The 12,801-nt window shown below is 57.5% G+C and carries 10 protein-coding genes; 9 read left to right on the plus strand and 1 reads right to left on the minus strand.

The genetic code is table 11. The features are described 5' to 3' along the window. Positions 1–2: 2 nt before the first annotated feature. The 3 genes from IAE50_RS00630 (at position 3) to IAE50_RS00640 (ending at position 1,958) form a co-directional block, all read left to right on the plus strand. A complete protein-coding gene (locus IAE50_RS00630) occupies positions 3–185 on the plus strand; it encodes a Trm112 family protein (RefSeq protein WP_200579309.1) in 183 nt (60 codons plus the stop codon). Then, positions 182–931: a 3-deoxy-manno-octulosonate cytidylyltransferase gene (gene kdsB / locus IAE50_RS00635; RefSeq protein WP_200579310.1), complete on the plus strand. Its 750-nt coding sequence runs from the start codon at positions 182–184 to the stop codon at positions 929–931. The genes IAE50_RS00630 and kdsB overlap by 4 nt, the downstream gene beginning before the upstream one ends. A 133-nt stretch (positions 932–1,064) precedes the next feature. Further along, positions 1,065–1,958, plus strand: coding sequence for a YcbJ family phosphotransferase (locus tag IAE50_RS00640; RefSeq protein WP_023481603.1), 894 nt, complete (start codon positions 1,065–1,067; stop codon positions 1,956–1,958). On the opposite strand, the gene elyC is transcribed toward IAE50_RS00640, so the two are convergent. Continuing rightward, a complete protein-coding gene (gene elyC, locus IAE50_RS00645; protein WP_094422882.1) occupies positions 1,935–2,714 on the minus strand; it encodes an envelope biogenesis factor ElyC in 780 nt (259 codons plus the stop codon). The genes IAE50_RS00640 and elyC overlap by 24 nt on opposite strands. A gap of 118 nt (positions 2,715–2,832) precedes the next feature. On the opposite strand from elyC, the gene cmoM reads away from it, so the two are divergent. From cmoM to IAE50_RS00675, 6 genes are all read left to right on the plus strand, one after another. Further along, positions 2,833–3,627 carry a tRNA uridine 5-oxyacetic acid(34) methyltransferase CmoM gene (gene cmoM / locus IAE50_RS00650; RefSeq protein WP_094420333.1) on the plus strand — a complete coding sequence of 265 codons (795 nt, stop codon included), beginning with the start codon at positions 2,833–2,835 and terminating at the stop codon, positions 3,625–3,627. Then, on the plus strand, positions 3,620–4,942 hold the full coding sequence (gene mukF / locus IAE50_RS00655) for a chromosome partition protein MukF (protein WP_094420332.1): 1,323 nt from the start codon (positions 3,620–3,622) through the stop codon (positions 4,940–4,942). Before cmoM ends, mukF begins: the two co-directional genes overlap by 8 nt. Further along, positions 4,923–5,627: a chromosome partition protein MukE gene (gene mukE, locus IAE50_RS00660; protein ID WP_023481680.1), complete on the plus strand. Its 705-nt coding sequence runs from the start codon at positions 4,923–4,925 to the stop codon at positions 5,625–5,627. The genes mukF and mukE overlap by 20 nt, the downstream gene beginning before the upstream one ends. Further along, on the plus strand, positions 5,627–10,075 hold the full coding sequence (gene mukB / locus IAE50_RS00665; protein WP_200579311.1) for a chromosome partition protein MukB: 4,449 nt from the start codon (positions 5,627–5,629) through the stop codon (positions 10,073–10,075). Before mukE ends, mukB begins: the two co-directional genes overlap by 1 nt. Before the next feature lie 181 nt (positions 10,076–10,256). After that, positions 10,257–12,062, plus strand: a complete 1,806-nt coding sequence (gene ldtD / locus IAE50_RS00670) for a L,D-transpeptidase (protein ID WP_200579312.1) — start codon at positions 10,257–10,259, stop codon at positions 12,060–12,062. A gap of 188 nt (positions 12,063–12,250) precedes the next feature. Further along, positions 12,251–12,799, plus strand: a complete 549-nt coding sequence (locus tag IAE50_RS00675) for a YcbK family protein (RefSeq protein WP_054803098.1) — start codon at positions 12,251–12,253, stop codon at positions 12,797–12,799. Positions 12,800–12,801: the final 2 nt, after the last annotated feature.

Here is a 12,801-nt window from a genome sequence, read left to right on the forward strand (position 1 = left end):
AGATGGATCACCGTTTACTCGAAATAGTTGCCTGCCCGGTCTGCAACGGCAAACTCAATTACACCCAGGATAAGCAAGAGCTGATCTGCAAAGTCGACAGCCTGGCTTTCCCGGTACGCGAAGGCATTCCGGTGCTGCTGGAAACTGAAGCCCGCGCGTTAACCCCAGAAGAGAGCCGTCCATGAGCTTTGTGGTAATCATTCCCGCGCGCTACGCCTCGACGCGCCTGCCGGGTAAGCCGCTGGTCGACATCAACGGTAAACCGATGGTGGTGCATGTGCTGGAGCGCGCTCGCGAATCTGGCGCAGAGCGCATTATCGTTGCCACCGATAACGAAGAAGTGAAGGTAGCAGTGCAGGCGGTGGGTGGCGAAGTGTGCATGACCCGCGCCGATCATCAATCCGGCACCGAGCGTCTTGCTGAAGTCGTTGAAAAATGCGGTTTCAGCGATGAGACAGTGATTGTTAACGTGCAGGGCGATGAGCCGATGATCCCGCCGGCGATCATTCGCCAGGTCGCAGACAATCTGGCCGCGCGCCGCGATGTCGGTATGGCAACGCTGGCCGTGCCGATTGAGAGTGCGGAAGAGGCCTTCAACCCCAATGCCGTGAAAGTGGTGATGGATGCGCAGGGCTACGCGCTCTACTTCTCGCGCGCCACCATTCCGTGGGATCGCGACCGTTTTGCCGCCTCGCGTGAGACCATCGGCGACAGCTTCCTGCGTCATATCGGCATCTATGGCTATCGCGCCGGCTTCATTCGCCGCTATGTCAGCTGGCAAACCAGCCCGCTGGAGCAGATCGAGATGCTCGAGCAGCTGCGCGTGTTGTGGTACGGCGAAAAAATCCACGTCGATGTAGCAAGCGTGGTGCCCGGCACCGGCGTTGATACACCAGAGGATCTTGAACGCGTCCGCCAGGCGATGCGTTAATCTATTCATCCCCTCCGCCCGGAGGGGATTTGCTCTGGCTCGTCAAATAATCACCCTGTTTTGATCTCATTGGGGTGACATCTCCCGGTATGGCGCTCATTATAAAAGCAGTCGTTTTTGTAGGGGCATTGCTATGGAACAACTTCGCGCCGAACTCAGTCATCTGCTGGGAGAGAAATTAAGCCGCATGGAGTGCGTCAGTGAAAAACCTGATTCGGCGCTCTGGACGCTGTACGACAGCCGGGGAAACCCGATGCCGCTGATGGCTAGAAGCTTTACCACCCCGGGGCTGGCACAACAGCTGGCGTGGAAAATCTCAATGCTCGCCCGCAGCGGCACGGTGCGCATGCCGGTGGTGTATGGCGTGATGACCCACGAAGAGCACCCCGGTCCTGACGTGTTGCTGATTGAACGCCTGCGCGGCGTGCCGGTTGAAGCACCTGCGCGCACGCCGGAGCGCTGGGAGCAGCTCAAAGATCAAATTGTTGAGGGTCTGCTCTCCTGGCATCGGCAGGATAGCCACGGCTGCGTGGGTACCGTCGACAGTACTCAGGAAAATATCTGGCCCTCCTGGTATCGTCAGCGCGTCGAAGTGCTCTGGACCACCCTCAATCAATATCAAAACACCGGCCTGACGATGCAGGATAAGCGCCTGCTGTTTCGCACCCGCGAATGCTTGCCCGCGCTGTTTGAAGGATTTAACGATAATTGCGTGCTGGTGCACGGTAGTTTTAACCTGCGCAGCATGCTGAAAGATGCCCGCAGCGATCAGCTGCTGGCGATGGTCGGCCCCGGCATTATGCTGTGGGCACCGCGAGAGTATGAGCTCTTCCGCCTGGTGGATGGCCCGCAGGCGGAAGGGTTGCTGTGGCACTATTTACAGCGCGCGCCGGTTGCCGAGTCGTTTATCTGGCGGCGCTGGCTCTATCTGCTGTGGGACGAAGTAGCGCAGCTGGTGAATACCGGTCGATTCAACCGTGCCAATGTCGATCTGGCCTCGAAATCACTGCTCCCCTGGCTGGCCTGAACTGCCTTTTAGCCACTGCCAGATGCGCCCCAGCGTCTCGTATCCCACCCGGTCGCTGTGCATCAGCCAGACCGGGGAAGGGATCACACGTTCCCACGGGTTAAGCGGTGAGTCGATGGCCAGCTGATTCGCTGGCGCAGGCAGCGGTTTTAACCCGACGTGCTGGAAGAAGATCATTGCTCTCGGCAGATGCGACGCGGAGGTCACCAGCAGGAAAGGCGCATCGCCGATAGCCTGCTTCACCGCAGCCGCTTCCTCTTCCGTATCCTTAGGTTGATCAAGGGTGATGATATCGCTGCGTGGTACGCCTAGGCTCTCGGCAACCCTGGCGCCCGCTTCTGCGGTGCTTACCGGGTTGGTTTTGGCCGCCGCGCCGGTAAAGATCATTTTGGCACCGGGATTAGCCCGCCATAAGCGGATCCCTTCATTAAGCCGCGGCAAGCTGTTACTAATCAGGTTCGAACTTGGCGCCCAGGCGTCATTCCACGTATAACCACCCCCCAGCACAACGATGTATTGCACCCGCTCGCTACCGTGCCAGGTCGGGTAGCTCTCCTCAATCGGTTTCAGCAGGCGATCCGCCACCGGCTGGATGCTTAAAAGCAGCAGTAAAAGCCAGCCGACGCTGATAAAGACCTTGCCGGTTTTCTGCCAGCGGCTAAACCAGACCAGCGCAATTCCTGCCCCGATAACCAAAAGTAAAAGAGGTAACGGCAGCATCAGGCCACCAACAATTTTTTTCAGTGTGAAAAGCACTGTATCCGTCTCCTTTTTGAGCATACAGCAGGCGATTTCCGCGGATCTTACACCAGATAGGTTCATTATCGGCACGGCTGTGACAAAATAGCGCTTTTGCCAGGAGCGTAGGGCGGCTATGCAGGATCGCAATTTCGACGATATCGCCGAGAAATTCTCGCGCAACATTTACGGCACGACAAAAGGTCTGCTGCGTCAGGCGATCCTGTGGCAGGATCTTGATATATTACTGGCAGAAATGAATGACGGTCCGTTGCACGTGCTTGACGCGGGCGGCGGTGAGGGGCAAACGGCGATCCGCATGGCGCAGCTTGGCCATCATGTGACCCTCTGCGATGTGTCGCAAGAGATGCTTAAACGCGCGCAGGCCGCGGCGGAAGAGAAAGGCGTCAGCGGTAACATGCATTTTGTACACTGCCCGGTTCAGGATATTGCTCAACATTTGGCATCGCCGGTTGATCTGATATTGTTCCATGCGGTTCTTGAATGGGTCGCCGATCCCGTCGCCGTGCTGCAAAAATTGTGGTCGGTATTAAGGTCGGGCGGTGCGCTGTCGCTGATGTTTTACAATGCTGACGGCCTGCTGATGCATAACATGGTGGCAGGAAACTTTGACTATGTGCAGGTGGGGATGCCGAAGCGGAAGAAGCGTACGCTCTCCCCGGATTACCCGCGTGCGCCCGCCGAGGTTTACCGCTGGCTTGAGCAGATTGGCTGGCATATCACCGGCAAAACCGGCGTGCGTGTTTTCCATGACTATCTGCGCGACAAAACTCAGCAGCAGCGCAGTTTCGAGATGCTGCTGGAGCTGGAAACTCGCTACTGCCGGCAGGAACCCTATATTAGCCTCGGCCGTTATATCCACGTGACAGCCCGTAAGCCGCAAATCGATGGAAGGACAAACGATGAGTGAATTTTCCCAGACAGTCCCCGAACTGGTTGCCTGGGCCAGGAAAAATGATTTCTCCATCTCGCTGCCGGTCGACAGGCTCTCCTTTTTGCTGGCTGTCGCCACCCTTAACGGCGAGCGTCTTGATGGCGAAATGAGTGAAGGCGAGCTGGTTGACGCCTTTCGTCATGTGAGTGAAGCGTTTGAGCAAACCAGCGAAACCGTTAACCAGCGTGCGAACAACGCGATTAACGATATGGTGCGTCAGCGTTTGTTGAACCGCTTTACCAGCGAGCAGGCAGAGGGCAACGCCATCTACCGCCTGACGCCGCTGGGCATCGGTATTACCGATTACTATATTCGCCAGCGCGAATTCTCCACGCTGCGCCTCTCGATGCAGCTCTCTATTGTGGCGGCCGAGTTGAAGCGCGCTGCCGATGCAGCAGAAGAGGGCGGAGATGAGTTTCACTGGCACCGGAACGTGTTTGCGCCGCTGAAATACTCTGTTGCAGAGATTTTCGACAGTATCGATCTCACCCAGCGCATCATGGATGAGCAGCAGCAGCAGGTAAAAGATGATATCGCCCAGTTGCTGAATAAGGACTGGCGCGCCGCCATCTCCAGCTGTGAGCTACTGCTCTCTGAAACCTCCGGTACGCTGCGTGAACTGCAGGATACGCTCGAAGCGGCAGGCGATAAGTTGCAAACCAACTTGTTGAGTATCCAGGAAGCGACGATGGGGCGCGACGATCTCGAGTTCCTCGATCAACTGGTCTTTAACCTGCAAAGCAAGCTCGACCGTATTGTCAGCTGGGGGCAGCAGTCCATCGACCTGTGGATCGGTTACGACCGCCACGTGCATAAATTTATCCGTACCGCCATCGATATGGATAAAAACCGCGTCTTCGCCCAGCGTTTGCGCCAGTCGGTGCAGAGCTATTTCGACGCGCCGTGGGCGTTAACCCACGCCAGCGCCGACCGCTTGCTGGATATGCGCGATGAAGAGATGGCGCTGCGCGACGAAGAGGTGACCGGTGAGCTGCCGACGGAGATGGAGTTCGAGGAGTTTAACGAAATTCGCGAACAGCTCGCGGCGCTGATCGAACAGCAGCTGGCTATCTATAAAACCAAAGGTGTGCCGCTCGATCTCGGCCTTGTGGCCCGCGAGTATCTGGCGCAATACCCGCGTGCGCGTCATTTTGACATCGCGCGCATCGTAGTTGATCAGGCGGTACGCCTCGGCGTAGCGCAAGCAGATTTCACCGGCCTGCCGCCGAAATGGCAGCCGATTAATGATTACGGAGCCAAGGTACAGGCGCATGTCATCGACAAATATTGAACAAGTGATGCCGGTTAAACTGGCACAAGCGTTGGCAAACCCGCTGTTTCCGGCGCTGGATAGCGCACTGCGCTCAGGGCGGCATATTGGCCTCGACGAGCTGGATAATCACGCCTTCTTGATGGATTTCCAGGAGTATCTCGAGGAGTTCTACGCCCGTTATAACGTGGAGCTGATTCGCGCGCCGGAAGGTTTCTTCTATCTGCGCCCGCGCTCCACCACCCTGATCCCGCGCTCGGTGCTCTCTGAGCTGGATATGATGGTTGGCAAAATTCTGTGCTACCTCTATCTCAGCCCGGAGCGTCTGGCCAACGAGGGGATTTTTACCCAGCAGGAGCTCTATGACGAACTGCTGTCGCTGGCGGATGAAAACAAGCTGTTGAAGCTGGTGAACAACCGTTCAACCGGCTCCGATCTCGACCGTCAGAAGCTGCAGGAAAAGGTGCGCTCTTCCCTCAACCGTCTGCGCCGTCTCGGCATGATCTGGTTTATGGGCAATGACAGCAGCAAGTTCCGCATCACCGAATCGGTGTTCCGCTTCGGGGCCGATGTGCGTTCGGGTGACGATGCGCGTGAAGCTCAGCTGCGCATGATCCGCGACGGTGAAGCGATGCCTGTGGAAAATCACCTGCAGCTCAATGATGAGCCTGAAGAGAACCAGCCGGACAGCTCGGAGGATGAGTAATGATTGATCGCGGTAAATTTCGTTCGCTTACGCTGATTAACTGGAACGGCTTTTTTGCCCGCACCTTTGATCTCGACGAGCTGGTCACCACCCTTTCAGGCGGTAACGGTGCCGGGAAATCGACCACCATGGCGGCGTTTGTCACGGCGCTGATCCCGGATCTGACGCTGCTGCACTTCCGTAACACCACCGAAGCGGGCGCGACGTCCGGCTCACGCGATAAGGGTCTGCACGGCAAACTGAAAGCCGGCGTCTGTTATTCGGTGCTGGATGTGATCAACTCCCGCAACCAGCGCGTGCTGGTTGGCGTGCGTTTGCAGCAGGTCGCCGGTCGCGATCGCAAAGTGGATATTAAACCTTTTGCGATTCAGGGCTTGCCAACTTCGGTGCTGCCAACGCAACTGCTGACGGAAACCCTCAATGAGCGCCAGGCGCGTGTTCTGACGCTGCAGGAAGTAAAAGATAAGCTCGACGCGATGGAAGGGGTGCAGTTTAAGCAGTTCAACTCCATCACTGATTACCACTCGCTGATGTTTGATCTGGGGATCGTGGCGCGTCGCCTGCGCTCCGCCTCCGATCGCAGCAAGTTCTACCGCCTGATTGAAGCCTCGCTCTACGGCGGGATCTCCAGCGCCATTACGCGCTCCCTGCGCGACTACCTGCTGCCGGAAAACAGCGGCGTGCGTAAAGCGTTCCAGGATATGGAAGCGGCGCTGCGCGAAAACCGCATGACGCTGGAGGCGATCCGCGTTACCCAGTCCGATCGCGATCTGTTTAAACACCTGATCAGCGAAGCCACCGATTACGTGGCGGCAGACTATATGCGCCACGCCAACGAGCGCCGGGTGCATCTGGATAAAGCGCTGGAGTATCGCCGCGATCTCTTTACCTCGCGCAAGCAGCTGGCCGCCGAGCAGTATAAGCATGTCGATATGGCGCGCGAGCTGGCGGAACATAGCGGTGCGGAAGGGGATCTGGAGGCCGATTACCAGGCCGCCAGCGATCACCTGAACCTCGTGCAGACCGCGCTGCGTCAGCAGGAAAAAATTGAGCGCTACGAAGCCGATCTGGAAGAGTTGCAGATCCGCCTCGAAGAGCAGCAGGAAGTGGTGGCGGAAGCCGCCGAGCGCCAGGAAGATAACGAAGCCCGTGCCGAAGCGGCCGAGCTGGAAGTGGATGAGCTGAAAAACCAGCTTGCGGACTACCAGCAGGCGCTGGACGTTCAGCAAACCCGCGCGATCCAGTACAACCAGGCTCTGCAGGCGCTGGAGCGGGCAAAAACGCTCTGCCATCTGCCGGATCTGACCATTGAGAGCGCCAATGAGTGGCTCGAGACCTTCCAGGCGAAAGAGCAGGAAGCAACCGAGAAACTGCTGTCACTGGACCAAAAAATCAGCGTCGCGCAAACGGCGCACAGCCAGTTTGAGCAGGCCTATCAGCTGGTGGCCGCCATTAATGGCCCGCTGGCGCGTAATGAAGCCTGGAGCGTGGCGCGTGAATTACTGCGCGATGCAGTTAACCAGCGCCATCTGGCGGAGCAGGTTCAGCCGCTGCGCATGCGCCTGACGGAGCTGGAGCAGCGCCTGCGCGAGCAGCAGGACGCCGAGCGCCTGTTGGCGGAGTTCTGCAAACGCCAGGGCAAACAGATTGATGCCGATGAGCTGGAAGCGCTGCATCAGCAGCTGGAAGCGCAGATTGCCGCGCTCTCAGATAACGTTTCTGCCGCCGGTGAGCAGCGTATGGCGCTGCGTCAGGAGCTGGAGCAGTTACAGTCGCGCATTCAGACCCTCACCAAACGCGCGCCGGTCTGGCTGGCGGCGCAGAACAGCCTGTCGCAGCTGTGTGAACAGAGCGGCGAGCAGTTTGAGTCGGGCCAGGACGTTACCGAGTATCTGCAACAGCTGCTGGAGCGCGAGCGCGAAGCTATCGTTGAGCGCGATGAGATCGGCGCGCGTAAACGTGCGGTCGATGATGAGATTGAGCGTTTAAGCCAGCCGGGCGGTGCGGAAGATCAGCGCCTCAATGCGCTGGCCGAACGCTTTGGCGGCGTCCTGCTCTCGGAAATCTATGATGACGTCAGCCTCGAAGATGCCCCTTACTACTCGGCGCTGTATGGCCCGTCACGCCACGCTATCGTGGTGCCGGATCTCTCGCTGGTCGCCGGAATGCTCGAAGGGCTGGAGGATTGCCCGGAAGATCTCTACCTGATCGAAGGGGATCCGCAATCCTTTGATGACAGCGTGTTTAGCGTGGATGAGCTGGAAAAAGCGGTAGTGGTAAAAATCGCCGACCGCCAGTGGCGCTACTCCCGCTTCCCGACGCTGCCGATCTTTGGCCGTGCCGCGCGTGAAAGCCGGATTGAAAGCCTGCACGCCGAGCGGGAAACGCTGGCGGAACGTTTCGCCACTCTGTCGTTTGACGTGCAGAAAACCCAGCGTCTGCATCAGGCCTTCAGCCGCTTTATCGGTAGCCACATTGGCGTGGCGTTTGACGACGATCCGGAAGCGGAGATCCGCGCCCTCAACAGCCGCCGCGGCGAGCTTGAGCGTGCGATCAGCAATCATGAAAATGATAACCAGCAGAATCGCGTTCAGTTCGAGCAGGCGAAAGAGGGCGTAGCCCAGCTTAACCGCCTGCTGCCGCGCCTGAGCCTGCTGGCGGATGAGACCCTCGCCGATCGCGTCGATGAGATCCAGGAGCGGCTGGATGAAGCGCAGGAAGCCGCGCGCTTTATTCAGCAGTTCGGCAATCAGCTGGCGAAGCTCGAGCCAATGGTCTCCGTGTTGCAGAGCGACCCCGAGCAGTTTGAACAACTTAAAGCTGACTACGCCGCGTCGCAGCAGGTGCAGCGTGATGCGCGCCAGCAGGCCTTCGCGCTGGCGGAAGTGGTTCAGCGCCGGGCGCACTTCAGCTACTCCGACTCCGCCGAGATGTTTAACGGCAATAACGATCTCAACGAGAAGCTACGCCAGCGTCTGGAGCAGGCTGAAGCGGAGCGTACCCGCGCGCGCGAAGCAATGCGCAGCCATGCCGCGCAGTACGGCCAGTACAACCAGGTGCTCGCCTCGCTGAAGAGTTCGTTTGATACCAAAAAAGAGCTGCTTAACGACCTGCAAAAAGAGCTGCAGGATATCGGCGTGCGCGCCGACAGCGGGGCAGAGGAGCGCGCGCGTCAGCGTCGTGACGAACTGCATGCCCAGCTCTCCGGCAACCGCTCGCGCCGTAATCAGCTGGAAAAAGCGCTCACCTTCTGTGAAGCCGAGATGGATAACCTGACACGCAAGTTACGCCGTCTGGAACGAGATTATCACGAGATGCGTGAGCAGGTGGTGAGCGCGAAAGCGGGCTGGTGCGCGGTGATGCGTATGGTGAAAGATAACGGCGTTGAGCGTCGTCTCCACCGTCGCGAGCTGGCCTACCTCTCTGCGGACGAACTGCGATCCATGTCGGATAAGGCCCTTGGTGCGCTGCGCCTGGCGGTGTCGGATAATGAACACCTGCGCGATGTGCTGCGCATGTCAGAAGATCCGAAACGCCCGGAGCGTAAAATCCAGTTCTTTGTCGCGGTCTACCAGCATCTGCGCGAACGTATCCGTCAGGATATTATTCGCACCGACGATCCGGTCGAAGCGATTGAGCAGATGGAGATTGAGCTGAGCCGCCTGACGGAGGAGCTCACCTCCCGCGAGCAGAAGCTGGCGATCAGCTCCCGCAGCGTGGCGAATATTATTCGCAAAACCATTCAGCGTGAGCAGAACCGTATCCGCATGCTCAACCAGGGCTTGCAAAGCGTCTCGTTCGGTCAGGTCAACAGCGTGCGCTTAAACGTGAACGTGCGGGAGACCCACGCCACGCTGCTGAACGTGCTTTCAGAGCAGCACGAGCAGCATCAGGATCTGTTTAACAGCAGCCGTCTGACCTTCTCGGAAGCGCTGGCGAAGCTCTATCAGCGTCTCAATCCGCAAATCGATATGGGGCAGCGCACGCCGCAGACCATTGGCGAAGAGCTACTCGACTACCGCAACTATCTGGAGATGGAAGTGGAAGTTAACCGTGGTTCCGACGGCTGGCTGCGCGCCGAGTCGGGCGCGCTGTCGACCGGGGAAGCGATCGGTACCGGGATGTCCATTCTGGTGATGGTGGTGCAGAGCTGGGAAGATGAAGCCCGCCGCCTGCGCGGCAAGGATATCTCGCCGTGTCGCCTGCTGTTCCTTGATGAAGCGGCGCGTCTTGATGCCCGCTCTATCGCCACACTCTTCGAGTTGTGTGAGCGTCTGGAGATGCAGCTGATTATCGCCGCGCCGGAGAATATCAGCCCGGAGAAAGGCACCACCTACAAACTGGTGCGTAAAGTGGTGCAGAATCAGGAACATGTGCATGTTGTCGGCCTGCGTGGCTTTGCCCCGCAGCTGCCGGAAACGCTCCCTGGGACGGCGGACGTTTCCTAATCGCAGCACAATATATAAAGAGCGGCCTCAGTGCCGCTCTTTTTGTTTTCTGAAAAAGATTGCCAGTCGGCGTTTAATCTTTAAACTTCTTTACAGTAGGGCAGACAAATGTTTTTTTGTCTTTATATACTGAGAAAAAGGTGACATTTAGTCACATGCAAGGTGAGAACAGGGGGCAGGGATGTTGCTTTTGAAGTCGTATGGTCGTCGAATGTCGGCGTTGAGTTTGTGCCTGGCATTCGCATTCGCTCCGCTGTTTAATGCGCAGGCCGATGAGCCTGAAGTTGTACCGGTTGATACCTCGGCGACGCCGGGCGATCAACCCACCCTATTACCGCAGCCGCTGGAGCAATCTCCGGCCACGGCGATGATGATTGGTGTGAAACCCTATCCGAACGGTGTCTCGGTTGCCGATGTGCGGTCACAGCTGCAATCTCAGCTGCCGGCAAACTGGACGCCGGTCTATATGGATCAGCTCGCGGCGCTCTATGCTGCACGCGGCCAGAAGCCGATGTGGGAGAACCGCGAAGCGGTTCAGGCTTTCCAGCAGCAGCTGGCAGAAGTGGCGATTGGCGGCTTTCAGCCGCAATTTACCACCTGGGTCGAACTGCTGACCAACCCGGATGTGACCGGCATGGCGCGGGATGTTGTACTCTCCGATGCAATGATGGGCTACCTGCAGTTTGTGGCCGGTATCCAGGCGAAGGGCCAGCGCTGGCTCTATAGCGATAAACCTTATACGCTCGCGACGCCCGCTATTTCGGTGATCAACCAGTGGCAATCTGCGCTTGATAACGGCTCTCTGCCGGCATTTATTGCCACTCTGGCACCACATCACCCGCAATATGCGGCGATGCATCAATCCTTGTTGACGCTGGTGGCGGATTCGCGCCCGTGGCCGGAGATGACCGGTACAGCGTCATTGCGCCCGGGGCAGTGGAGCAATGACGTTCCGGCGCTGCGTGAGATCCTGCAGCGCAACGGCATGCTGGAGAGCGGCGCGGAGATTGCGCTGCCGGATGGCAATACCGCGGTCAGCACCTCGGCAGAGCCTGCACCTAAGAAAAAGCCCGCCGCGCGCGAGGCCTATGACCGCACGCTGGTTGAAGCGGTAAAACGCTTTCAGGCCTGGCAGGGTTTGCATGCTGATGGCGTGATCGGTAAAAGCACGCGCGACTGGCTGAACGTCACGCCTGCGCAGCGCGCCGGTCTGCTGGCGCTTAATATTCAGCGTCTGCGCCTGCTGCCCTCTACGCTCTCGACCGGTATTATGGTCAACATTCCGGAGTATTCGCTGGTCTACTACCTCAACGGCAATGAAGTGCTGTCGTCGAGAGTGATCGTCGGTCGCCCGGACCGCAAAACGCCGATGATGAGCAGCGCGCTTAACAACGTTGTGGTTAACCCACCGTGGAACGTGCCGCCGACGCTGGCGCGCAAAGATATCCTGCCGAAGCTGTGGAACGATCCCACCTACCTTGAGCGCCACGGTTACACCGTGCTGCGCGGCTGGAACAGCAAAGAGCCGATCGATCCGACTATGGTCGACTGGGCGACGATTACGCCATCCAACTTGCCTTTCCGTTTCCAGCAGGCGCCTGGCGTAACTAACTCGCTTGGGCGTTATAAGTTCAATATGCCGAGTTCTGACGCGATTTACCTGCATGACACGCCGAACCACGCTCTGTTCCAGAAACAGGGCCGAGCGCTTAGCTCTGGCTGCGTGAGGGTGAATAAATCCTCTGAGCTTGCCAATATGCTGTTGCAGGATGCGGGCTGGAGCGATACGCGTATTTCGGATGCGTTAAAGCAGGGCGATACGCGTTACGTGAATATTCGCCACGATATTCCGGTCAATCTTTACTATCTGACCGCGTTTGTTGGCGCGGATGGACGCACGCAATACCGCACAGATATTTACAATTATGATCTGACGGCGCGCACCGGTGCGCTTGTTCTGGCGAAAGCTGAAAAATTAATCAGGTAAATGAAGCAGTTTGCGATTTTCCGTTGTCATAGTGACAGGCAATTCCCGGGTAGTTCAGGCTACAGAGCCCGGGATTGCTGGGGAGAGGCCGCCTTGACGCGGCGTTTGATGCCCGGTAAGGTGCCTCTCGTGCGCTAAAGCAGTGCATAAAAATCGTTCAATGCACTTTTTCTGTAGATCTGATTATCATGGATAAATTTGACGCTAATCGCCGCAAATTGCTGGCGTTGGGTGGAGCTACACTCGGTGTTGCTCTTCTGCCCACCCCCGCTTTTGCGACGCTCTCCACGCCGCGCCCGCGTATTTTGAGATTGAATAATCTTAATACCGGGGAGTCTATTAAAGCTGAGTTCTTTGATGGTAGAGGCTATATTCAGGATGAATTAGCAAAACTCAACCATTTCTTCCGTGATTACCGCGCAAATAAAATTACGCACATGGATCCTCAGCTATTTGATCACCTGTTCCGCCTGCAAGGCCTGTTAGGCACGAATAAACCTGTCCAACTCATCTCCGGTTATCGCTCTGTTGATACCAATAATGAGCTGCGTGCTCATAGCCGCGGTGTGGCGAAAAAAAGCTATCACACCAAAGGCCAGGCAATGGATTTCCATATTGAAGGGATTTCCCTGAGTAATATTCGCAAAGCTGCGTTATCTCTGCGCGCGGGTGGTGTAGGATACTACCCCAAAAGCAATTTTGTGCATATTGACACCGGGCCGGTAAGGCACTGGTAAAA

This window comes from Kosakonia sp. S42 (assembly GCF_016624785.1).
GTDB lineage: Bacteria > Pseudomonadota > Gammaproteobacteria > Enterobacterales > Enterobacteriaceae > Kosakonia > Kosakonia cowanii.